Genomic DNA, 21,598 nt, shown 5'->3' with positions numbered 1-21,598 from the left:
TCTGCTTATCCCTTTTTGGCAATCATGACCCCGGCGGGTGACGGGTCGGTATAAAGTTCGGCGACCTTGTCAGCGCGTTTGGTCAGAACCGCGCGCTGATTGATCGAGCCCTTGTCGGTGACTTCGTGCGCATCAAGTTCCGGCGAACTTTCCAGCAGGATCGCGCGCGCGACAAAGTTCGAACTGCCGGTCGATTTGGTCGCCAGCTCATTGAGGCATTTCTGGAAATGCGCCTGCACGGCCGGATGGGTTGCGATATCGCGCTCCGACGCGTTGGCGGGCAGATCCGGGCAAAGCTTTTTGCAGGCGGTGAAATCGGCAAAGATCAGCGCACCGACATAGCCTTCGTTCAAACCGGTCAGCACCGCATCACGCACATAGGGCGCAAAGGTCTGGGCAATGGCCGTCCGGATAGCGGCGACATGCACCCACGTCCCGGTCGAGAGTTTGAAATCTTCGCAAACCCTGCCATCAAACAGGAAGCCGCGTTCGATATTATCCGGATCAACAAATTTCAGGGCATCACCAATCAGGTAATAGCCTTCATCGTCAAAAGACTCGCGGGTTTTATCAGGTTGCTTCCAATATCCCGGTGTAATGCTCGGTCCCTTAAGACGGACTTCGAGCTTTTCGGCATTGGGCACCAGCTTGATATCAAGCCCGACGGCCGGAAGGCCGACACTGCCCGCCTGATCAACCGCCCAAGTGGTGGTAAAGGCAAAGGGGGCCGTTTCGGTGGAGCCATAGCCGGTGACGATGACGATCTTTTCGCCAACCGTGTCCTCGGCGATCTTTTCCAGATTGTCCCAGACATATTGCGACAAACCGGCACCGGCGTATTGCATGAGTTTGAGCTTGGCAAAGAACATCTCGCGCAGTGTTTTGTTTTCGCGCAGATGATGGACAAGTGCCTCGTACCCCTTGGGAACGTTGAAATAGATGTTGGGCGATACTTCGCAAAGATTGCGCACGGTTTCATGAATACCGTCCGGGGTCGGTTTGCCCTGATCGATATAGAAACTGCCGCCGTTATAAAGCGCGATGCCGAAATTATGGTTGCCGCCTGCGGTGTGGTTCCAGGGCAACCAGTCAACCATCACCGGTGGTTCATCCTGCAGGAATGCCAACGCGTGACGCAGCATCATCTGGTTAAAACACAGCATCCGCTGGGTATTGATCACGGCCTTTGGCATCCCGGTGGAGCCGGACGTGAACAGGAACTTGGCAATCGTGTCTTCGGTGATTTTGCCATTGGCGGCATCGACCGCATCGGTCGGTGTGGTCTGACGAACATCATTGAAAACATCGCAGTCATATTGCGACAGCGGGTTTTCCAGAACCAGCAGACGGGCATCCTTTGGCATGACGGCGGCCAGTGCCTTGGCATATTTGGCACCATCATCCACAAAGATCAGACCGGGGTTCAAAAGATCACAGATATGGCGCAGCTTGGCGAAATCGGACGACACCAGCGAATAGGCTGGTGACACCGGCGCATAGGGAATACCGGCATACATCGATGCCAATGCAAGAAGCCCGTGTTCAAGACTGTTGCCCGACAGGATCAGGACCGGGCGATCTTCGGACAGGTCCTGTTCGATGAGGTACTGCGCAAGACTGCGGACCTCGTTTCGGGTTTCAAGGAAGCTTCGTTTTTGCCAGCCGCCGGTTTTGTCACGGTCGGCCAGAAACAGATGATCGGGTGTATGTTGCGCCCAATGGTCAAGCTTGTCAGTGATGGTGCGCGGATAGTCATCCGGCGTTTCCGTTGATCGGATATAGATCGTGCCGTTGTCCTTTTTGGACATCGAGACACGTGTATCTCCCATGCGAACCGGACGGAGTCCGGGTTCAGCAATCATAGGCATGAGACGAAACCTCCAGTTTTCATTTTCTTATTTGTTATAATTCATAACAATCATAATTCATCACATCAAGCGCAATATCTTTATGCGTGTACGTGGACCCAACAATTTGACCTTGAGTATAATTATGCTCGCGCGCGAGGGGGGCGAATTTTGATGCGATTTCAGTTGACTAATGACGATTGACGCCGCTCTTTTACTGTGTAAACATAATTGTTATAAAACATAACAAACTTTGGGTAAGGAAATGCAGCTCAATCAGGTTCCCGCCATCATTACCGGCGGCGGCAGCGGCCTTGGTGCCGCCACCGCACGCACATTTGCGGTTGCGGGCGCGAAGGTCGCGGTGTTTGATCGCAACGGCGATGCCGCCAAACGAGTCGCCAGTGAAACTGGCGGAATTGGTCTGGAAGTCGATGTGTCAGACCGAAGCTCGGTCGAAGCTGCATTCAAGACCGTGAAACAAAATCTTGGCCTGCCGCGCATCCTTGTGAATTGCGCTGGCATTGGCACCGCCAACCGCATCTTGCCACGCGATGGCAGCCTTCCGATTGATGATTTTGTCAAAACACTGAACGTCAATCTGACCGGCAGCTACATCACCATGAGCTATGCCGCGCAGTTGCTGTCGGAAGCAACCCCGGTAAATGACGATGGCGAACGCGGCGTGATCATCAACACATCATCGGTCGGGTATGAAGACGGGCAGATCGGCCAGTGCGCCTATGCGGCATCAAAGGGCGGGATTGCGTCAATGACGTTGCCAGCCGCGCGCGAGTTGGCGCGGATCGGTGTGCGGGTGATGGCGATTGCACCGGGTCTTTTTTCCACCGCAATGACCGACACCCTGCCCGAAGAAGCCCGTCAGGCGATTGAAGCCAACATTCCGTTTCCCAAGCGGCTGGGCAAGGCACAGGAATATGCCGACCTTGCCCGCCATATCGTCGAAAATACCATGCTGAATGGTACCGTCGTCCGGATCGACGGCGCGGTTCGCCTGCAGGCAAAATAAAGACCAGATTGCTTTACGTAAGGAACAAGAACATGACCAACGGCGCGAATGACGTATTGAACGTCGCAATCAACGGATCGATTGCCCGTTTGACCATCACGCGACCTGAAAAGCGTAACGCGGTCAGCGATACTTTGATGGCAGCATTTGAGGCGTTTTTTGCCAATCCGCCAGAAGGGGTGCGGGTTGTTATCCTGGCTGGTGAAGGCGGGCATTTTTCAGCCGGGCTTGATTTGGCCGAACATGTTGCGCGCAATGCCGCCGATACGATGCGCCATTCACGCAACTGGCACCGCATCATGGATATGATCCAGTATGGTGGATTGCCGGTGATTTCCTTGCTTAAGGGGGCGGTCATCGGTGGCGGCCTTGAACTGGCCAGTGCGACCCATATTCGTATTGCCGATGAAACCGCCTTTTTCCAGCTTCCCGAAGGGCGCCGTGGCATTTTCGTTGGCGGCGGTGCATCGGTCCGGGTCGGCCGGATTCTGGGTGCGGATCGCATGATCGAGATGATGCTGACCGGGCGCAAATACAACGCCGAAGACGGCCTTCGCCTTGGCCTGACGCATTATGTTTGTGACAGCGAGGAAGCCGCCGAAGAAAAGGCCATCGAGCTTGCCAATACGGTTGCCGAAAATGCGCAGCTTTCGAACTATGTCATGATCCAGGCCCTGTCACGGATCGAAGACATGGCAAAAACCGATGGCCTGTTTACCGAAAGCCTGTGTGCCGCCCTGACGCAAACCAGCGAAGATGCACAGGAAGGATTGAAGGCGTTCCTTGAAAAACGTGCACCGAATTTCAAGTAACCGCCTATAACAGAGCCGCAGATAATTGCGGCCATCAGATCGCATACCATAAGATCAAGGATCGGCAAGAAACCGCACAAAGCGGACGCCAGAACAATCAGGAAGGAACAGGGCCACCCAAAAAACCGGTGCGCCCATAATGTGAGGAGACGTTCGATGTCAGGATTTTCCGTTAATCGCCGCCAGATGCTCGGCATCATGGGCGGCGCACTTGCAGCGCCTGCAATCATTGGCAAGGCACGCGCAGCCGAAGTGACCCTTCGTCTGCATCATATGTTGCCGCCGGTTGCACCGATGCACAAGGCGTTCTTCGAACCGTGGTCCAAGACCATCCGCGAACAGTCCGATGGCCGTATCGATATTCAGATTTTCCCGGCCATGCAGCTTGGCGGCAAACCGCCGCAGCTTGCCGAACAGGTGGCAAACAACGTTGTGGATATCGCCTGGACGCTAACCGTCTACACCCCGGGTCGTTATCCGATTTCCGAAACGCTGAGCCTGCCCTTCATGGTGACAACGGCCGAGGCAACATCGGTTGCCATGCACAAGTTCATGGATGAGTTTGGTCAGGACGAATACCGTGGCATGAAGCCATTGGCCTATCATGTTCATGCCGGTGGCAAGTTCCACATGCGCGACAAGGCGATTGAAAATCAGGCTGATCTTGACGGCCTGCAAATCCGCGCCCCGAACCAGAATGTTGGTAAGGCCCTGTCCATTCTGGGCGCCGAGCCGATCTTCTTCCCGGTTACGGAAATGGCCGTCGGTCTTGCCAATGGCGTGATTGATGGCACCTGCCTGCCCTATGAAGTGGTTCCGGCCTTCAAACTGCATGAACTGACATCCGTGCATTGCGCCCCGGCAGAAGGCGGACGCGGTCTTTATGCCAACTCGTTTGCGCTTTTGATGGCGGGCAATGCCTATGACAGTATGCCCGATGATCTGAAAGCAGTGATTGATGCCAATTCCGGTATCGATCTGTCACGCCAGATTGGCAAACAGTTCGATAGCTTTGAATCGGTTGGCTACAAAATGTGTGCCGATCGCGGCAACAAGTTCGTCGAGATTCCCAAAGACGAAATCGAACGTTGGCAGTCTGCGACCCAGCCGGTCGTCGATGAGTGGATCGAGACCCTCAATGATGCCGGACATGATGGCAAGGCGATGATTGATCGCCTTAATCAGCTGATCGACGCCGAGACCGCCTGACATGTCAGGCGCCACCCGTGATCACAATGGGCGCGGCAATCGCGCTGCGCCCATTCATTTTCTTGGTCAGTTTGTTGATCGTGCCTGCATTGCATCCGCTGCCGTTGCGGGTGCCGTCATGCTTGCTGTCGCCGTCACGGTAACGCTGTCCGTGACGATGCGATATATCGGCATTGGCGGCATTCGTGGTGACTTTGAAATTGTCGAAATGGGATGCGGGATTGCCGCATTTCTGTTTTTGCCGTTGTGCCAACGCAAGGGCAACCATGTCATGGTCGACATTTTCAGCATGGCCTTCCCCCAACGCACCCGCACCATTCTGGATCAACTCTGGGAGATCCTGTTCTGTTGTGGCTGGGTGATTATTTCCTGGCGGGTCGCTTACGGCCTGATTGATATGTTTGATTATAACGACCGCAGCATGCTTTTGAGAATGCCCACCTGGATTATCTACGGCTTCGCACTGTTCGGGCTTGGGCTTTCAGCCCTGACCGCCTTGTCGAACGTGATCGAACAGTTTGTTCGCCCAACCACCTCATCGCAAACGGATGCCCCACAATGAGCCCGGTTGAAATCAGCATCATTATGGTCGTCGTCCTGCTGGCGCTTATTTTCCTGCGCATGCCGATTGCATTGGCAATGGCCGTTGTCGGGGCGGGCGGATATGTGGTCCTGTCGGGATGGTTGCCGCTGTCGGCTTATCTCAAGACCGCAATTGTCGATAAGTACATTTCCTATGACCTTGCCGTCATTCCGCTGTTTATCCTGATGGGGCAGATCGCCACCCGGACGGGCATCAGCCGCGCAATCTTTACCGCATCCAATGCCTGGCTTGGTCATTGGCGGGGTGGACTTGCCATGGCATCGGTTGCCGGCTGTGCGGCGTTCGGATCGATTTGCGGGTCCTCGATTGCGACCGCAACCACCATGGGACGCGTTGCCTTGCCCGAAATGCGGCGCCACGGATATTCCGGCGCACTTGGGGCCGGAACACTTGCCGCGGGCGGCACGCTTGGCATTCTGATCCCGCCATCGGTGGTTTTGATCATTTATGCGCTTCTGACTGAACAGAACATCGTCAAACTGTTCCTCGCCGCGACCATTCCGGGGCTTCTGGCCGTGCTTGGCTTTATCCTGGCGATTGGCGTTTACGTTCGCCTGTTTCCCGAAGAAGGCCCGGCCCATGCCGGACTCCCGATGCGCGAACGCATCAGGTCGCTTGGCGGGATCTGGCATGTTGCGCTTGTTTTCATTGCTGTTCTGGGCGGGATTTATGGCGGTGTCTTTACGCCGGCCGAAGGGGCATCTGTTGGGGTGGTTCTGATTGCGCTGACCGGTTTCCTGATGCGCAGCCTGTCGGTGAAGGGCCTCTTTGAATGCGTGATCGAGACTGCCGGAACCACGGCAATGATCTTTGCCATCATTTTTGGCGCAGATCTTTTTAATGTCGCGCTTGCCCTGACCCGCGTACCGACCATGGCCGCCGAGTGGGTCGGCACGGCCGGGATCGCGCCGATGACGGTTCTGATGGTGGTGATCCTGTTTTACATCGTCATGGGGTGCATCATGGACAGCCTGTCGATGATCCTTTTGACCGTGCCGGTATTTTTCCCGGCCTTTATGGCGATGGATTTCGGGATGGACCCGACCCATCAGGCGCTGTGGTTTGGTATCATCACCCTGATTGTTGTTGAACTGGGGATGATCACACCCCCGGTCGGGCTTAATCTGTTTATGATATCGGCGATGGCACCCGATATTCCGACCCGCAAGATTTTCCGCGGGGCGGTGCCGTTCCTGCTGGTCGAGTGCCTGCGCATCGCGATCATTGTCGCGTTCCCGGTACTGACATTCTGGCTGGTGGATATCGTCACAGGATAGCCGCGTCCAAAAAGATGGAGACACCGTTGCAAGCAAACAAAAAGAAGAAAAACGATACGGATACCGGTATTGCGGGATTGTCGCCCGACAGTCCGCTGCGCGGCTTTGTCGGCTATAACCTCAAGCGTGCCTATATGTCGATCCATAGCGATTTTGTCGCCAGCCTGACGCATCTTGATCTGAAGCCGACGACCTATAGCGCGCTTGCCATCATCAATGAAAACCCAGACATCAGTCAGACCGATCTGGCGCGGTCGCTTGCCATGGAACGGTCGAACATTGTCGTCATGGTCGATGAACTTCAGGCGCGCGGATTAATCGTGCGCAACAAGGTGCCAACCGATCGTCGTGTCTATGCGCTGCGCACCACCGCAAAGGGGATCGAGCTTTTCCTTGAGGCCAGCCGTGCGGTTCAAAAGCACGAAGACAAGCTTCTGGAAGGGTTTGATCCCGACGAACGCGCACACCTTGTAGAGATGCTGATCCGTATTCAGCAGGTAAAATAACGCTTAGATCAGGTAAGGTTCCATGTTGCGACTGTCCCGTGAAATCCGTGTTGAATGGGGTCACTGTGACCCGGCCCGGATTGTCTATAACCCGAACTTCTATGACTGGATGGAAGGCGGCCTTCTGGCCTTGTTGTCAGTTGCCGGGTTCGATCTTGCCACGATGATCGCAAAGGATGGCGATTTTCGCGGAACGCCGCTGGTGCGTGGTGATGCCAGCTTTATGGCGCCTGCCCGGGTCGGGGATTTGATCGTGCATCACGTCGAAGTATCACGCTGGGGCGGCAAATCGTTCGACCTTTCCCATCGCTTTACGCTGGGTGAAACCACCTTGCTTGAAGGATCGCAAACCCGCGTCTGGGGGCGGGCCAACCCGGACAACCCGGCAAGTCTGGTTGCTGTTCCCGTGCCTGATACGGTCAAGGCTGCCTTGTCAGAAGACAAGGTTATCCGCCTGACACTCCATCAGGAAACGCAAGCTTAAGAGACGCCGTCGTGATCCCCTTCAAAGCGCCGATTGACGATATTCTGTTTGCCCTGTCAGTGACCGGCGATGAAAACCGCGCCGCAGATCACGGCTTTGATACGGAAATCACCCGCGAAATTCTGGATCATTTTGCCCGCTTTGCCGAAGACGTCATCGCCCCGATTGACGAGCCGGGCGATCAGGAAGGCTGCAAAATCGAAAATGGCCGGGTCCTGATGCCGTCCGGGTTTCGCACGGCCTATCAGAGCTATGTCGAACAGGGATGGCAATCGATTTCACTGGCCGAGGAATTTGGTGGTCAGGGTGCCCCGGCCACCGTCTGTGGCGCGATCAGCGAAATACTGGCCGGGGCCTGTCATTCCTTTCAGATGGTCACCGGACTTGTCCCTGGTGCAGCCAGACTGATTGCGCAATTTGGCACCGATGACCAACGCCAGACTTGGCTTCCCGAGCTGGCATCGGGCAGCCATCTTGCCACCATGTGCCTGACCGAACCGCAAGCAGGCTCAGACCTTTCGGATATCCGCACGGTCGCAAGCCAGCAACAAGACGGCAGTTGGGTTCTGACCGGGGAGAAGATCTTTATTTCCGGTGGGGATCAGGATCTGAGTGATGAAATCGTTCATCTGGTGCTGGCGCGGACCGGTACCCGCGAAGACGGGGTTCGGGGGCTGACGCTGTTTCTGTGCCCGTCCGATATTGGCGAGACGGAACGCAACGCCGTCACGGTCACCCGGATCGAAGAAAAGATGGGTTTGCATGCCTCACCCACCTGCCAACTGGCGTTTGACGGCGCAACCGCCACCCCGATTGGCCCGGTTGGCAAGGGGTTGATGTGCATGTTTACCATGATGAACCATGCCCGACTTGATGTCGCCTTGCAGGGGGTGGCACATGCCACGCGTGCCCATCACATCGCCCAAGGCTACGCCGCGGAGCGCAAGCAGGGCCGCGACCGAAATACCGGTCAACCGATTTCCATCGATCAGCATCACGACGTTGCGCGCATGCTGGCCCGTCAGGACATGCTGGCGACGACCGGCCGCTTGATGGCCTATAAGACCTTTGCGTTGATGGAGACGGGTATAAATTCCGATCTGATCGAATTCCTGACCCCGATTTGCAAATCGTTCTGCACCGATGCCGGGGTTGAAGCCGCCCAGATCGGCATACAGGTTCTTGGCGGCTATGGCTATTTGCGCGAATACCGGGTCGAGCAAACACTGCGCGATGCGCGCATCTGCCAGATTTATGAAGGCACAAACGGCATTCATGCCCTGACCCTTGCCGGTCGTTTGACCCGGCACAAGGACGGCACAAGTGCCAAGGCGTTCGAGGCCCTGATCAGCGACCTGATCGTGGGCACCCGCGGTGATACGGAGCTGGCAAAGAAGCTTTTGGCATACTGGCAACAGATGACATCAGAAATCATCGCCAGCGACACGCCTGCAAAATTCGCCCACGATTATATGCAGATCAGCGCGGCGACCTATGGCGTGGCACTTTGGACAGAACTGGCCGATCGACTTTCAGCCGATCAAACCAGCCGCTATGAGAAATGCCTGGCGCAGGTAATGGAATGGGGTGCTGTGACACTCGCCTGCAGCACCGCAAGCATGGCGCATCGCTAAATCTCTGGATGCCTCCTCGCCGTCAAACTCGAGCATTTAAATTAAAGAGATTTCTTTGGCACGTGGGCCAATTTATAGTTCGAGTACCGAGTCCTAATTCAAGGGAACGCTTTTGGCCGGATTTCATTGGTCCCGAAATCAACGACTAAGCCTTGTTGGCCGATATACCTTGTTATCGGTCGGTGTTGTCGTGTGCGCGCTTCTGGCACTCAGTTTCTTTTATCAGCGCTTTTCCAATGAACTGATTGACCGTCTGACAGGTGAGCGGCTCAGCGCGCAGGTCGCGGCGACGTCAAACAAACTTTCTGCCTTTCTAGATGCGCGCATCTATCAGTTGGTCACCCTGTCAAACCACCCGGCCCTGCCGGCCTTTATTGAAGCGCCGAACTCCCCACAGGCGGAAGAGGCTCTGACGCTGCTTCGGGTGGAGGCAGATTCGCCTGACCTTTATGGTGTACTGTTTTTTGACTGGTACGACAATCTTGATCGGTTGGTTGCAGGCCAAGCCGCATCCGGCCCGCCTTATTGGTCGAAAAACGGCTGGGATATTTCCGGCCTGCCGCGTGTAGAGCATGAAGGTATTGAGTTTATTGGCCCCAAATTGCCTGAAAATGGCAATTCCGGCTGGATTTTAATGCGGGCACACATCCGCGATACCGGCTTGGGGCAGAACACGTCTGTCGCTCTGCATGTGCGTCTGGCATCCCTGACCGAGCTTCTGGCAAGTGCCGGGGTATCGGGTGTGATCGATCCGCTTTTGCGCACGCCGGGCGGTATTGTTCTTGATGCCACCGGGCGCCCGACCGAGGTCACTGGCGAACTGATCGAAGGTCCCAGCATCCTTCCGGGATGGAACCTTGTGATGAGTGTTCGACCGGGCACCATCCTGCAGCCGATTGATGAAACGCGCTTTTGGCTGACGGTGACAGCCGCCGTCATCATTGTGGTTATTCTGGCGATCTTTTTTGCCCTGTCGCGCAGCCTGCGCCGACGGGTCGATACACTTGTTCAGGGGGCACACAGTATTGCATCGGGCGATCTGTATTACCGCCTGCCCGAAGGTCGCCGTCGCGATGAAATCAGCACGGTTGCCAAGGCCTTCAACACCATGGCCTGGCAGCTTAAAGACCTGATTGATCGTACAGTGCGCGCCGAAAAGCTTGCCGTTCTGGGCCAGTTTGCCACCGGTGTCGCGCATGAGGTCCGCAATCCGCTGGCGACGATGAAAACCACCGTTCAGGCCCTTGTGCGCAAGGAACCCGATGGTGAGCGCAAAACACTTTTGGATGATATGGGCCACCAGATTGATCGTCTGTCACGCGTGGTCAATGATCTTCTGGCTTATGGCCGACCCGGTGAAGCCTGCCCGCAGGAAACCGAAATACGGGATCTGTTCCGACAGTCATCGCGCGTCCTGACGCCGGTCGCCGAAGAGGCCCAGGTGCGGTTTTACACCAGCGGCGATTCCCGCCTGACGATCTTTGTCGACCCCGATCAGGTGCTGCAGATCCTGCTGAATATCGGGATCAATGCCATTCAGGCCTGTCAGCCCGGCGGCACAGTGAGCCTGCGCGCAGAGCGCCATCAGGATCAGGTAGAGATCCGCGTCACCGATGATGGTTCGGGCATCCCCAAAGAGCATTTGCTTGACGTCGTGCAGCCATTTTTTACCATGAAAAGCAAAGGAACCGGACTTGGCCTGACAATCAGCCAACAACTGGTCGAGTCAAATAACGGTTCAATCAATATTGAAAGTGCCCCGCAAGAGGGCACGATCATCACATTGAAGTTCCCGGCAACGAAATCGGAAACTTCAAAGGAGGAAACATCGAGAAATGCCCCGCCAGATCAGGATTCTGATCGTTGATGATGAGGAATCATTCGTCCGATCGCTAAGCTTTGCGCTTCGTACCGAAGGCATGGATGTCACCGGCGTCCATTCCGGTGAAGATGCGTTTTTGCAAGTCCGTGAAAACAAGTTCGATATCATCCTGCTTGATCTGCGCCTGCCCGGTGCCGATGGCATGGAGGTCCTTGATAGCATCCGCAAACTTGATATCGACGTGCCCGTCATCATGATTTCGGCCCATGGTGACACGCGTGCAGCGGTGAAGGCCGTCAAACTCGGTGCGGCCGATTACCTTAGCAAGCCGTTCGAACTTGATGAGCTGATCCACACGATCAACACCACCCTTGATCAGAACCGCACCGCACTTGAGCTTGATTACCACCGCAAGCGCAATGTCCCGACCAACGGTCTGATTGGCGAATGCGCGCCGATGCGCGAATTGCGCACAACGATCGACCGTGTCGCACAAAGCAGTGCCAGCCGCATCCTGTTGCAAGGGGAGTCCGGGACCGGCAAGGCGCTGGTTGCGCGTGCCATTCACGGCCAAAGCCCGCGTGCTTCCAACGCCTTTATCGAAGTCAACTGTGCCGCCCTGCCGGAACAGCTGATCGAAAGCGAACTGTTTGGCGCCGAAAAGGGCTCCTACACCGGTGCGCATCAGAAACGCACCGGCCTTGTCCGTCTTGCTGATGGCGGCAGTCTGTTTCTGGATGAAATCGGCGAATTGCCGCTGGCGCTGCAGGCGAAGTTTTTGCACTTCCTTGAAAACGGCGACTATCGCCCGGTCGGGAGCGAACATTCCGCATCGGCCGATGTCCGCGTAATTGCCGCGACCAACCGCGACCTTGCCGAGGAAGTTCGTCTGGGCAATTTCCGTGAAGACCTGTTTTACCGCCTGAACGTCATCACCATTGATATCCCGGCACTGCGCCACCGCGGCGAGGACATTATCAAACTGGTCGACCATTTCGCCGATCATCAGGCAAAGGCCGAAGGATGCCATCCGATCCATTTTGACGATGCAACCCTTGATCTGCTGCGCCATCATCGCTGGCGCGGCAATGTGCGCGAACTTAAAAACCTGATTGAGCGTCTGACCATTCTTTATCCGTCCAAACAGATTTCAACGGATCTGCTGCCGGCTGAATTCCACGTAACGGATGATAACCCGGATGATCGGCATGGCGGAGTTTCGGATGGCAATGCGCAATTGCAGGACCGCATGGACAACACCGAGCGTCATCTGGTGCAAGATGCGCTTGATCAGGCCGACGGTCACAAAGGCCGTGCGGCAGAAATACTTGGTATTTCACGTCATGCCCTGAAACGCCGACTACAAAGGCTGGGCCTGCAATAACCTATCCCCAACCCGAAGCATTTCCGATGCACTCTTGAGCGGTTTCCGCTCAAGGGTGTTTTGCTGTTTGAGCGCCTAACGCTCAAATTCGCGCTCAAGACCGCTCCATGGTTTTGGCCCAAAATGGTCAATCGCGCGGCTTTCCTGACTTTGCACCGAAATTTCGCAACTGGCACAGCCTTTGCGGAATAGCGAGACAAAGGTACAAACGCGGATGGAACAACCATTCGCAGGGAGGAAAGTCATGGAGATGCTCAAACACCCGGTTTCCGGGTGCATCACCATTATTGTAGCCACGTTCGCACTGTTTGCGGCCAATACCGCACAGGCAGAACGTTTTGAGCTGGGCGCACCTGCACAGAACGCAGATGCAGTCATCGGCTGTTTGTACCCGATGACCGGACGGTCGGCCACCTATGGCCGCGACAGTATTTCCGGCATCAAGATCGCCCTTCAGGACCTCGAAGCCGAAGCAAAATCCGGCCTGGATGTGCCCAATCTACGCGTCATCGCCGATGACCCGCGATCAAAGGCATCCTATGCGGTCCGTCTGGCACAGGATTTCATCACCAATGACAATGCCAAGTTCTTCTGCGGCATCGTGTCATCGGGTGTGGCCCACGCCGTAAGCGATCTCGCCAAGAACGAAAAGATCATCATGGTCGGTACCGATCATGCGTCATCGCGGCTCAGCATCGAGGCCGGCCACGATTATTACTTCCGCGTCACCAATGACAGCTGGACGTCGATGGCCGCCGGTGCGCGTTATTTACGCGATCTGCAAAAAGAAACCGGCTGGAAACGCCTTGCCTTTGTCGGACCGGATTATGATTACGGCCATGTTTCCTGGACGGATCTGCAACTCGCCCTTGATGAACTGGGTGTCGAATATGAGACCGTCGGCGATTTGTGGCCGAAGCTTTATGAGCCGGATTATTCGATCTATATCAACGCCCTGCAATCGGCGAAGGCCGACGTGGTCGTAACCGCCCTTTGGGGCGGGGACTTCATCGCCTTTATCAAACAGGCGGCATCAACCCGTTTCTTTGAAACCACCCGTCTGGCCAATTTCGATACCGGTGCAAATTACGATGTGATGATGGCTCTTGGTGATCAGCCCTATCCGGGTTTGATCCTGTCGGCGCGCCATCACAATAACTGGCCCGACACCGGACGTAACAAGCGGTTCGTCAAACAGTTTCACGACATGACCGGGCGTTATCCGACCTATGCGGCCGAAGGCGCCTATACCGGGATCATCGCCATTGCACGCGCCATTGAAAAGGCTGGCGGCGTTGACGATGACCGCGCGCTCATCACCGCACTTGAAGGATTGCAACTGGCCCTGCCCGAAGATCCGCCGGGATTTGCATCCTATATCGATCCCGAAACTCACCAGATTGTCCAGGCGCAAGCCGTGGGCACGGTCGTCCACAACGAAGACTTTCCGCCATCGAAACTGATGGTGGGGAACTGGGCGATCTACGATGCCGAAGACCTCAAACCATCAAAAGAGATGGTCAAACGTCGCCGCGATGCCGTGGCCGGCGGGTCGGAGGCAGTTCCACCGCCAACTCCATGACCTTTCCCAAGGGAGGAAATAGTGAAGAACAATAAATCAAAATTCAGCAAATACCTTGTATCGGGCGTCGCAGCGCTTGCCCTTGCAGCTGGCGCAGCCGGTTCTGCATCGGCTGCTGAGAACGGCAAATTCCGCGTCGGGATCGTGACCTTCCTGTCCGGTCCGGCAGCTGGTCCGTTCGGTGTTCCGTCGGCAAATGCCGCCAAGGTTCTTGTTGAAGAGCTGAACAAGGGCAACCTGCCCGCACCATACGACAAGATCGGCATCAATGGTGCTGAAATCGAAGCCGTGATCATCGACGAAGCCGGTGGTGCAACCAAGCAGGTTGAAGAATATCGCAACCTTGTTCAGCGTCAGAAAGTCGATGCCGTCATCGGCTATGTTTCTTCGGGCGACTGCCTGGCAATTGCGCCGGTTGCCGAAGAACTGAAAACCTTCACCATCGCATATGATTGCGGTACTCCCCGCCTGTTTGCTGATAACCCGGACGCGGCCTACATGTTCCGTACCGGCCTTGACGCATCTGTCGATAACATCGGTGCTGTTCGCTACCTTGCGGCAACCCGCCCGGACGTTACCCGTCTTGCCGGTATCCAGCAGAACTATTCCTGGGGTCAGGACAGCTGGGCTGACTTCACTGCGGCTGCATCGGTCCTGATGCCCGAAGCAGAAATCGTCGAAGAGCAATTCCCGAAAATCTATCAGGGTCAGTACGGTGCAGAAATCTCTGCCCTGTCCGTGAAGCGCCCGGAAATCGTTCACAGCTCCTTCTGGGGTGGTGACATGGAAGCACTGGTTCTGCAGGCAAACGCACGTGGCCTGCTTGAAGATGCAACCGGTCTTCTGACCTGCGGCGAGGCATCCTTTGCCACCTACAAGGATCAGGCCCCGAACGGCATGATCATCGGTGCACGTGGCCCGTTTGGCCAGTTTGCCCCGGACAACGAACTGAACACCTGGTTTGAGGGTGTCTATCAGAACGCCTATGACCTTGAGCCGGTCTATCCGGCAACCAAGATGGCCCAGGCGATCCTTGGCCTGAAATATGCCGCCGAGAATGCCGGTGTCGCCGATAAGGAAATCCCGTCGGCAGAGCAACTTGCTGCTGCGATGAAAGGTGCAACCTTTGAGTCGGTTTCGGGCACGGTTGAAATGGCACGCGCCAATGGTCATCAGGCCATGCAGGGTATCACCTATGGTGAATACCACTACGAAGATGGCGTTGCCTCGATCAAGAACGCTGTTTCGTTTGATGGCGAATGCGTAACACCCCCGGAAGGTGTTGCTGCTGCGGACTGGATCGCAGACGGCTTCCCGGGCGCGAAGTGTAACTAAGTTGCCCGCTCTGTTTTACAGAGCTTCCTGATCCTGCGGACATCCCGTCTCCCTTGGGGTGTCCGCCCCTTTCCCTGCACACTGGATATTTGTGATGACAAGTCTTCTTGCCGTCCTGATTGATGGCTCGATCTATGCATCGTGGCTGTTTCTTGTGGCTGCCGGCCTGACCGTGATTTACGGGGTGATGCGCATCCTGAACATGGCGCATGGCAGCTTTTATGCCATTGGCGCCTATTCGGCAGCGTCACTGGTTGGCTGGTATTTCAACAACGGCATGGGCCCGGCATGGGTCAGCTATTTGTTGCTGGTTGGTGCCGCGCTGGTTGCCGGTCTGATTGTCGGTGTGATCGTCGAACGCGGATTGCTGCGCCTCATGTATGGCCGCGACGAAATCCTGATGGTGATCATTACCTATGCCCTTCTTCTGATCCTTGAAGACGGTATGAAAATCGTCTGGGGTGTCAGCCCCTATTTCGCCTATCAGCCTTATTCCGAGCTTGGGCGAACATCGCTCGGCTTGCTTAAGGTTTCCAATTACGACGTCGCCCTGGTCGGGGTATCCGCATTGCTTGGGCTTGGCCTGTGGGCGTGGCTTGAACGCACCAACCAGGGCAAGGTCCTGCGTGCAGTGATCCATGACCGCGAAATCGCGGTTGCCATGGGCGTGAACGTGAAACTGATGTTCACCATCACCTTCGTTCTGGGCACCACACTGGGCGCACTTGCCGGTGCGCTGACTGCGCCTGCGATCTCTGTCGTGCCGGGGATCGGCATCGAAGTGATCGTTCTGGCCTTTGCCGTGGTGGTTATCGGTGGCCTTGGCAGCATCGGGGGGGCCGCTGTTGGTGCCCTTTTGGTCGGGTTAAGCCGTGCAGCCGCTGTTCACTATGCCCCTGAATTCGAACTGTTCGTCATTTATGGCGTGATGTCACTGGTTCTGGCGTTCCGTCCCGAAGGCCTGTTTGGCCGTACTTTGGCGAGGAAAATCTGACATGCGTCTTGATAAAACTGAAATCTCGCTCGGACTGATTGCGCTTGCCTGCGTTCTGTTCGGCTTCGTTTCGCCGGGTTGGCTGATCTTCCTTTTGACCATCGCACTGGCCAAGGCACTTGTCGTCCAGGGCGTCGTCATGCAGATGCGTTCCGGCCTCGTATCCTTTGGCCAGGGCCTGTTCTATTGCATCGGTGGTTACACCGTTGGCATGGGCGGCCAGTTCTTTGGCATTCATGATGCGATTGCCGCCCTGTCACTTGGCATGTTTGTCGCAATCGTTGTTGCCATGCTGTTGGGTCTGTTGCTGACGCGCTATCGCGAAATCTTCTTTGCCATGCTGTCGCTGGCATTTTCGATGATCCTGTTTGGCATCCTTGTCAAAAGTCAGGAACTGGGCAGCACGGACGGCTTTAACGTTCATGACTGGACCCTGTTTGGCTGGGCCCCCGAAGCGGGCGCTGGCAGCCAGCACACCGTCTTTACCATGACTGTGGTCTCAGGTCTGATCGTTGCTGTTCTGATCCATCGGTACACCAAGGCAGGCATTGGCGTCATTTGCGAGGCTGTTCGCGAAAATGAAGTCCGTGTTGAATATCTTGGTCTGTCACCGCGCTGGTTGCTTTATGGCAACTATGTCGCTGCGGCAGCGGTATCGGCCCTTGGTGGCGGTCTGACGGCGCTGGCCACCGGCCACGTTGATCCGGAGATGGCCTATTGGACCACATCAGGCGAATTTGTCTTTATCGCGCTTTTGGGTGGTTTGGGCCACGTGGCGGCACCGTTTATTGCGGCCATCGTGTTCTCGTTCGTGCGGACCTACGCCATCGAATTCGTTCCCCATACCTGGCAGATGATCCTCGGTTTCACACTGCTTGCGGTCATTATCTTCCTGCCCAAAGGGCTGTGGAGCCTGGTCAGCCGTGAAAAAACAGGAGAACGGGCATGACCTGCATTCTTGAAACACGTTCGCTGAACAAGGAATTCGGCGCGGTCATCGCCGCAAAGGATTTGAACGTTCAGATCAACAAGGGTGAAGTGGTTGGTGTGATTGGCTCCAACGGGGCTGGTAAAACGACCTTCATCAACATGGTGACGGGCTATCTCAAGCCGACGCGCGGCGAGATCCTGTTTAAAGGCAAGTCGATCATGGGCCATTCCCCGCGTGCGATCACGCGGGCCGGCATGGCGCGTTCCTTCCAGGTTGCCCAGCTGTTCCCGGAAATGACCGTGATCGACAACCTGATTGTCGCGCTGGCTGCGGCCGAAAGCGCCCGTCCGAGTTTCCTAAGCCCCCTTCGCAGCGATGCCCGCATCGCCAGGGCTGAGGAAATCCTTAAGGAATTCGGTGTCGAAAACTATCGCGATTCACTGGTAACCGCCGTTCCGCAGGGTGCGCGTAAACTGGTTGATATCGCCATGGCGTTGATCGGCAATCCTCAGATGCTGCTGCTTGATGAACCGACCAGTGGTGTCAGCGTGGATGAAAAAACCGACCTGATGGATACGGTCATGAATGCCGTGCGTCAGCATGGCGTGACCGTGCTGTTTGTCGAACATGACATGGATGTGGTCGAACGCTATGTCTCGCGCGTTCTGGCATTCTATAGCGGCGAAATCATTGCTGATGGCGAACCTGCGGCTGTTCTGGCCGATCAGCAGGTCCGCGATCTTGTAACCGGCCATCGTCCCACCACCAAACAAGGGAATGGCGCATCATGACCCTGGAAATCAGTAATCTCGATGTATCGATCGGCAATATTCCGATCCTGCGCGATGTCTCGCTTTCGGTGCCGTCCGGCAAGATGTTTGGCCTGATTGGCCATAACGGGGCGGGCAAGACCACGCTGATGCGCGCCATCATGGGCCTTCTGGACGCAGATCAGGGCACCATCACCTTTGATGGGCAGGACCTGCGCAAGATGGCTGACTTTGCGCGTGCCAAAGCCGGCATCAGCTATATGCCCGAAGATCGCCGTCTGATCCCGTCCCTGACGGTCGAGGAAAACATTCTTCTTCCGGCCTGGACCAACGGTATTGCGGACGCCGCGGAACGGTTGAAATGGGTCTATGACCTGCTGCCGGAAATCGCTCAGTTCCGGGATCGCCGTGCGCTGCAGCTTTCCGGTGGTCAGCAGAAACTGGTCTCGCTCGGGCGCGCATTGATGCCCGGTCGCAATCTTTTGTTGCTCGATGAACCGTTCGAAGGGGTCGCACCTGTCCTGTCACGCCGCCTGTCGGAAGTCATTTCCGATCTTGGCAGCAGCGGGCTGTGCGTTCTGATCTCTGAGTCTGATGACAGCCACTCCGCCGATCTGGTGGCGGGCAGTTATCGCATCGAACGTGGCACCGTTTCCAAGGCTGAACTGGAAACCGCCTAATTCCGACGACAGCCCCGACAACAGACATGTCAAAAGACGAGGTCCCCATGTCAGACTTTGTGTTTGAAACCACCCCTCGCGTCATCTGCGAGTTCGACGGTGCCTTGCAACTCGGCACCCTGTGCAAGGAGTTCGGCGCGAAACGCGCCGTTCTTCTGTCCGATCCGGGCTTGCAGAAGGTTGGCCTGATCGACGCCCCTTATGCAGCCCTTAAAGAAGCCGGGATTGAAACCCTGCTCTGGACCGATGTTCAGGCAGACCCGCCCGAGGAAAGCATTCTTGCCGCGGTCAAGGGTGCCCGTGACTTCAAGGCCGATATCGTCATCGGCCTTGGCGGCGGTTCATCGCTTGATACCGCAAAACTGGTCGCCCTTCTGTGTGGCAAGGATCAGAAACTTGACGAGATCTATGGCATCGGTCTGGCAACCGGTCCGCGCCTGCCGCTTATTCAGGTGCCAACCACGGCGGGCACCGGTTCGGAAGTCACGCCGATTTCGATCGTCACCACGCCGAAGCACGAAAAAAAGGGCGTGGTATCCAGCCTGCTTTATCCCGATGTCGCACTGCTTGATGCCAAACTGACCATGGGTCTTCCGGCCCCGATCACGGGCATGACCGGCATTGATGCCATGGTGCACGCCATCGAGGCCTACACCACCAAGCACAAGAAAAATGCCCTGTCGGACGGACTTGCCATCCGCGCGATGCAGCTGATGACCGCCCATATCGATGATGCGGTTTCTGCCAGCCCGTCACGCGAAGCGCGTGAAGCCATGCTTCAGGGGTCCATGCTGGCCGGAATGGCCTTTGCCAATGCCCCGGTCGCAGCGGTTCATGCCCTTGCCTATCCACTGGGCGGGCATTTCCATGTCCCGCATGGACACAGCAATGCGCTGGTCCTGATCGAGGTTTTGAAATTCAACCGGGATGCAGCCGTATCGCAATATGCCGAACTCGCCCGCGCCATTCTGCCGGGTGAAAAGTTCGCAAATGACGATGCTGCCTGTGATCGCTTCATTGCTTTCATGACCGACATGGTCGAGCGCATGCCGTTCAGCCGCACCTTGCGCGAAGTCGGCGTGGCGGAAAGCGATCTCGACATGCTGGCGACCGATGCGATGAAGGTCGAACGCCTTTTGATCAACAATCCGCGTGAAATGACGTTCGACGCCGCACGCGCGATCTATGCCGCCGTGCTGTAACGAAAAGGAATAGCCACCATGACCATCCAGCTAAATGATACTGGCCTTTGGCAAACCCAGGGGCATATCGACGGCAAATGGGTTGCATCCGACAGCGGCAAAACCTTTGCGGTTGTTGACCCGGCCACCGACGAACATCTTGCCGATGTGCCCGATATGGGCGCGGCCGAAACCAATCGTGCGATTGATGCCGCCAATGCCGCCCTTCCAACTTGGCGGGCCAAAACCGCCAAGGAACGTGCAAATGTATTGCGCAAATGGTTTGACCTCTGCATGGCGGCACAGGCCGACCTTGCATTGCTGATGACCCGCGAACAGGGCAAACCCCTGGCCGAGGCATCCGGCGAAGTGGCCTATGGCGCGTCTTTCCTTGAATGGTTTGCCGAAGAAGGCAAACGCATTTATGGCGATGTTATCCCGTCGCATGGGGCGGACAAACGCATCATCACCGTCAAACAGCCGATTGGTGTTGTTGCCGCAATCACGCCGTGGAACTTCCCGATGGCAATGATCACGCGCAAATGTGCCCCGGCCCTTGCCGCGGGTTGCACTGTCGTCATCAAACCGGCGGAAGATACCCCGCTGACCGCGCTTGCACTGGTTGAACTGGCCAAACGCGCCGGGTTCCCCGATGGCGTGATCAATATCGTCACGGCATCACACGGGGCGGAAATCGGTGGTGAACTGACTGCCAACCCGATCGTGCGCAAGCTGTCCTTCACCGGCTCTACCCAGGTCGGCAAACTTTTGATGCGTCAGTGTTCTGATACCGTCAAGAAAGTCAGCCTGGAGCTTGGCGGCAATGCGCCGTTTATTGTCTTTGACGACGCCGATCTGGATGCGGCCGTTGCAGGCGCGATTGCCTCGAAATACCGCAATGCCGGTCAGACCTGTGTTTGTGCCAACCGCATTCTGGTTCAGGAAGGTGTCTATGACGCCTTTGCCGCCAAACTGGCCGAGGCCGTTGGCAAATTGCGTGTCGGTTTGGGCACCGAAGAAGGCATCACCCAGGGCCCGCTGATCAATGCCAAGGCGATTGAAAAAGTCGAAGCACTGGTCGAAGACGCGGTTTCTCGTGGGGCAAAGGCTGTTCTGGGTGGTGATCGCGCCAAGCCCGACAGCAATTTCTTTACCCCGACCATTCTGACCGGGGTTACGTCGGATATGCGGATTTTCTCCGAGGAAATCTTTGGTCCGGTTGCACCACTGTTCAAGTTCAGCAGCGAAGAAGACGCCATTCGCATGGCCAATGACACGCCATTTGGTCTGGCGGCTTATTTCTATGCCCGTGATATCGGCCGCATCTGGCGGGTTGGCGAGGCGCTTGAATACGGCATCGTTGGCATCAACGAAGGCATCATTTCGACCGAATCAGCCCCGTTTGGCGGGGTCAAGGAATCCGGCATCGGCCGCGAAGGGTCGAAATACGGCGTCGATGATTTCGTCGAGATTAAATATATGTGCCTCGGCGGTCTCGCCGGGAATGCCAACTGAT

General features: G+C 56.3%; 19 protein-coding genes. 18 read left to right on the top strand and 1 reads right to left on the bottom strand.

Going from position 1 to position 21,598, the window contains the following annotated elements:
* Positions 1 to 5: 5 nt before the first annotated feature.
* Positions 6 to 1,868, bottom strand: coding sequence for a feruloyl-CoA synthase (locus tag IT893_RS02225; RefSeq protein ID WP_252724053.1), 1,863 nt, complete (start codon positions 1,866 to 1,868; stop codon positions 6 to 8).
* A 244-nt stretch (positions 1,869 to 2,112) separates the two neighbouring features.
* Here IT893_RS02225 and IT893_RS02220 point away from each other — a divergent pair, with 244 nt between their 5' ends.
* The 18 genes from IT893_RS02220 (at position 2,113) to IT893_RS02135 (ending at position 21,597) form a co-directional block, all read left to right on the top strand.
* Positions 2,113 to 2,877, top strand: a complete 765-nt coding sequence (locus tag IT893_RS02220; RefSeq protein WP_197146677.1) for an SDR family NAD(P)-dependent oxidoreductase — start codon at positions 2,113 to 2,115, stop codon at positions 2,875 to 2,877.
* 32 nt (positions 2,878 to 2,909) lie between these two features.
* Positions 2,910 to 3,689: a crotonase/enoyl-CoA hydratase family protein gene (locus tag IT893_RS02215; RefSeq protein WP_197146676.1), complete on the top strand. Its 780-nt coding sequence runs from the start codon at positions 2,910 to 2,912 to the stop codon at positions 3,687 to 3,689.
* Between the two features lie 156 nt (positions 3,690 to 3,845).
* The gene (locus IT893_RS02210) at positions 3,846 to 4,898 is read left to right on the top strand and encodes a TRAP transporter substrate-binding protein (RefSeq protein WP_197146675.1); all 1,053 of its coding nucleotides are present in this window, start codon (positions 3,846 to 3,848) and stop codon (positions 4,896 to 4,898) included.
* 1 nt (position 4,899) lies between these two features.
* A complete protein-coding gene (locus tag IT893_RS02205) occupies positions 4,900 to 5,460 on the top strand; it encodes a TRAP transporter small permease (RefSeq protein WP_197146674.1) in 561 nt (186 codons plus the stop codon).
* Positions 5,457 to 6,779: a TRAP transporter large permease gene (locus IT893_RS02200; RefSeq protein ID WP_064781105.1), complete on the top strand. Its 1,323-nt coding sequence runs from the start codon at positions 5,457 to 5,459 to the stop codon at positions 6,777 to 6,779. Before IT893_RS02205 ends, IT893_RS02200 begins: the two co-directional genes overlap by 4 nt.
* A 26-nt stretch (positions 6,780 to 6,805) precedes the next feature.
* Entirely contained in the window at positions 6,806 to 7,285 is a 480-nt protein-coding gene (locus IT893_RS02195) for a MarR family winged helix-turn-helix transcriptional regulator (protein ID WP_197146673.1), read from the top strand.
* Between the two features lie 22 nt (positions 7,286 to 7,307).
* The gene (locus tag IT893_RS02190) at positions 7,308 to 7,769 is read left to right on the top strand and encodes a thioesterase family protein (RefSeq protein WP_197146672.1); all 462 of its coding nucleotides are present in this window, start codon (positions 7,308 to 7,310) and stop codon (positions 7,767 to 7,769) included.
* 11 nt (positions 7,770 to 7,780) lie between these two features.
* The gene (locus tag IT893_RS02185) at positions 7,781 to 9,403 is read left to right on the top strand and encodes an acyl-CoA dehydrogenase family protein (RefSeq protein WP_197146671.1); all 1,623 of its coding nucleotides are present in this window, start codon (positions 7,781 to 7,783) and stop codon (positions 9,401 to 9,403) included.
* Positions 9,404 to 9,515: 112 nt separating this feature from the next.
* Complete coding sequence (locus tag IT893_RS02180; protein ID WP_197146670.1) at positions 9,516 to 11,270, top strand: PAS domain-containing sensor histidine kinase; 1,755 nt, start codon at positions 9,516 to 9,518, stop codon at positions 11,268 to 11,270.
* Complete coding sequence (locus tag IT893_RS02175) at positions 11,239 to 12,609, top strand: sigma-54 dependent transcriptional regulator (protein ID WP_197146669.1); 1,371 nt, start codon at positions 11,239 to 11,241, stop codon at positions 12,607 to 12,609. The genes IT893_RS02180 and IT893_RS02175 overlap by 32 nt, the downstream gene beginning before the upstream one ends.
* A gap of 244 nt (positions 12,610 to 12,853) precedes the next feature.
* On the top strand, positions 12,854 to 14,191 hold the full coding sequence (locus IT893_RS02170; protein ID WP_120225665.1) for an ABC transporter substrate-binding protein: 1,338 nt from the start codon (positions 12,854 to 12,856) through the stop codon (positions 14,189 to 14,191).
* 21 nt (positions 14,192 to 14,212) lie between these two features.
* Positions 14,213 to 15,526, top strand: coding sequence for an ABC transporter substrate-binding protein (locus IT893_RS02165; RefSeq protein WP_062955840.1), 1,314 nt, complete (start codon positions 14,213 to 14,215; stop codon positions 15,524 to 15,526).
* A gap of 94 nt (positions 15,527 to 15,620) precedes the next feature.
* Complete coding sequence (locus tag IT893_RS02160; protein ID WP_008889930.1) at positions 15,621 to 16,520, top strand: branched-chain amino acid ABC transporter permease; 900 nt, start codon at positions 15,621 to 15,623, stop codon at positions 16,518 to 16,520.
* Position 16,521: 1 nt separating this feature from the next.
* A complete protein-coding gene (locus tag IT893_RS02155; RefSeq protein ID WP_008889929.1) occupies positions 16,522 to 17,469 on the top strand; it encodes a branched-chain amino acid ABC transporter permease in 948 nt (315 codons plus the stop codon).
* Positions 17,466 to 18,242, top strand: coding sequence for an ABC transporter ATP-binding protein (locus IT893_RS02150; RefSeq protein ID WP_120225667.1), 777 nt, complete (start codon positions 17,466 to 17,468; stop codon positions 18,240 to 18,242). The genes IT893_RS02155 and IT893_RS02150 overlap by 4 nt, the downstream gene beginning before the upstream one ends.
* Positions 18,239 to 18,901: an ABC transporter ATP-binding protein gene (locus IT893_RS02145; protein WP_063089116.1), complete on the top strand. Its 663-nt coding sequence runs from the start codon at positions 18,239 to 18,241 to the stop codon at positions 18,899 to 18,901. The genes IT893_RS02150 and IT893_RS02145 overlap by 4 nt, the downstream gene beginning before the upstream one ends.
* 47 nt (positions 18,902 to 18,948) lie before the next feature.
* Positions 18,949 to 20,103 (top strand): iron-containing alcohol dehydrogenase, encoded by a 1,155-nt coding sequence (locus tag IT893_RS02140; protein WP_120225844.1) that lies wholly within the window; start codon positions 18,949 to 18,951, stop codon positions 20,101 to 20,103.
* 18 nt (positions 20,104 to 20,121) lie between these two features.
* Positions 20,122 to 21,597, top strand: coding sequence for an NAD-dependent succinate-semialdehyde dehydrogenase (locus IT893_RS02135; protein WP_197146668.1), 1,476 nt, complete (start codon positions 20,122 to 20,124; stop codon positions 21,595 to 21,597).
* Position 21,598: the final 1 nt, after the last annotated feature.

Source organism: Thalassospira sp. A40-3 (assembly GCF_015871485.1).
Taxonomy (GTDB): Bacteria; Pseudomonadota; Alphaproteobacteria; order Rhodospirillales; family Thalassospiraceae; genus Thalassospira; species Thalassospira tepidiphila.
This window is presented reverse-complemented; position numbering and strand designations above follow the sequence as displayed.